This window comes from Moorena sp. SIO1F2 (genome assembly GCF_010672755.1).
In the GTDB taxonomy this organism is placed as follows: Bacteria; Cyanobacteriota; Cyanobacteriia; order Cyanobacteriales; family Coleofasciculaceae; genus Moorena.
The window spans coordinates 1-1,938 of record NZ_JAAHFV010000618.1 but is presented as its reverse complement, the minus strand read 5'-3'; the positions used below and the strand labels follow the sequence as shown (position 1 = coordinate 1,938).

3 protein-coding genes are annotated in these 1,938 nt (G+C 41.7%); 1 reads left to right on the top strand and 2 read right to left on the bottom strand.

Features of this window, described 5'->3' with window-relative positions; all coding sequences use genetic code 11:
- Nucleotides 1-7: 7 nt before the first annotated feature.
- Both F6J94_RS33445 and F6J94_RS33440 read right to left on the bottom strand, forming a co-directional pair.
- Nucleotides 8-1,000 (bottom strand): transposase, encoded by a 993-nt coding sequence (locus F6J94_RS33445; RefSeq protein WP_293048177.1) that lies wholly within the window; start codon nt 998-1,000, stop codon nt 8-10.
- Nucleotides 969-1,364: a hypothetical protein gene (locus tag F6J94_RS33440; RefSeq protein WP_293048175.1), complete on the bottom strand. Its 396-nt coding sequence runs from the start codon at nt 1,362-1,364 to the stop codon at nt 969-971. The genes F6J94_RS33445 and F6J94_RS33440 overlap by 32 nt, the downstream gene beginning before the upstream one ends.
- 81 nt (nt 1,365-1,445) lie before the next feature.
- On the opposite strand from F6J94_RS33440, the gene tnpA reads away from it, so the two are divergent.
- Nucleotides 1,446-1,868 carry an IS200/IS605 family transposase gene (tnpA, locus tag F6J94_RS33435; protein ID WP_293048173.1) on the top strand — a complete coding sequence of 141 codons (423 nt, stop codon included), beginning with the start codon at nt 1,446-1,448 and terminating at the stop codon, nt 1,866-1,868.
- Nucleotides 1,869-1,938 lie beyond the last annotated feature (70 nt).

The following is a 1,938-nucleotide window of genomic DNA, read 5'->3' as shown; positions in this document are numbered from 1 at the left end:
AAATGAACTACCCCGCCCTGTAGAGGGACGGGGTTTCAGCAGACCCGTCTGATGAGCGTGATTTTTGACGCTTCATCTTCCCTAGTTGCTTCATCGATCCAGTATGCTTACTGGTCTTTGAAGTAGAGCTAGGAAATCCACGTTTATCGAGGTCATTTCCGTACCCCGGCTGATTACCTAGTGCTGCGTTGTACATCACCATTGCGCTGGTTTTATCCCGTGAAAGCCGAAATCCGCACTCATCACAAACGTGGTAACGATTGGAGAGATTAGCCCAGTGTTTATGAATTTTTCCACACTTTGGGCAACGTTGTGATGGCTTTAATTGTTTAGTAGGCAGATGAAGTACTATCCCACCTTTTAGTTCAATTTTGTAGGACAGCATCTTGTTAAGAGACCCAAAACCAACATCAAGAATGGATTTGTTTAACCCAACTTTTTGATTTTTTCGCTTTGACCCTTTCTTGGCTTTGCGGATCATTCCTTTCGTATTTAGCTTTTCGGTTACACCGATGTCATAACGACTAGATAAATCTGATGTAACTTTGTGTTGCCAGTCTTTTCGCTGATTGCCAATTTTACGCTTGATTTGAGATTCCCGTTTATTGGCTTTTTTCCAGCGACTTGATGGCTTAACTCGCTGTTTACGATTAGGAGCGCGTTTCCTGCGTTTATCTTTGCCAGCAGTTTTTAGTAATGGCTCTAAAGCACGAGTAAAACGCTGATTTTTGATTTCGTTGAACTCGGAGCCATCAAAAGTAGTAATAGCTGTCTGTGTTCCTAAGTCATAAGCCACAACCGACTCATAATTTAAGTCTGATTCAGACCCATACTTGGGTTCAGGTACATCCACTTTTACGGTGATCGACGCAAACCATTGATTCAATCGTGGCTTGTAAACAACGGTCAATGTAGTTGGCTTACCCCAATGTTTGGCTTTACCTCGCATCCTAATCTGAATCTTTAAGTCATTTAGCACTCTTTGTCCCATGTTTTCCATTGCTATTAACCTTCCATCCAGAAGTACTGGGGTAAGTCCAACCAGAGTAATCCCTAATAGACTTAAATCTTGGGAACTTTCTTAATCCCTTTAAGAAGCTGTTGTAAGCTAAATCTACCCGTTTGACCGTCCCTTGCAATGAGGTACTGTAAAGACCTTTGTACTCAGGCCAACAATCTTTATATGCTGGCAAAATATTCTGTTGATCAAGGTAGCCAACACTTTTTCGATTAACCTTCCACTCATAGCGGCGGTGAGCTAGACAGGCATTATACAAAAGTTGATGTAACGAACGGGCATAAAATAGCTTATTTTTTTGCGATGCGGTTGGATACAGTCGAAATGTCTGCCTTAGCGTCACCACTTCAGTCTCACCTCCTTGTGTGCAGTCAGTCGATAGTTGCTCTAGAATCAATATAACACCGAACAACGAAGTTGACAAGGAATGCCTGAGATTACCATGAGAAAAGGTTCTCACGTAGTTTTTTCAATTCACCTGCATATTGTCTTTGTGACAAAATACCGTCGCCAGGTGTTTACAAAAATGATGTTAGATCGCATGGCTCAAGTTTTTACGAGGGTACTGGAGCCAAACAAATGTAAATTAGAAGAATTCAACGGTGAACCAGATCATGTTCACTTGATGGTAAGTTTTCATCCCGACAATAACTTGTCTGATTTGATCGCATCCCTGAAATCAGCTAGTAGTAGAATTCTCAGAAAAGAGTTCAAGGCAGAAATTAGCAAGCATTACTGGGGAGAAAAAGCCAAATTATGGCATGACTCTAAATGTATAGTTTCTTGTGGCGGAGCACCTTTAGATCAAGTCAAGCAATATATCGAAAATCAATCAGGCGGACGAATTTGAGGGGTCTATCCATCCCCATCCTTAAGAGGAATGGGGAATTTCGACCCCTCAAACTCCCCATTCGTTAAAT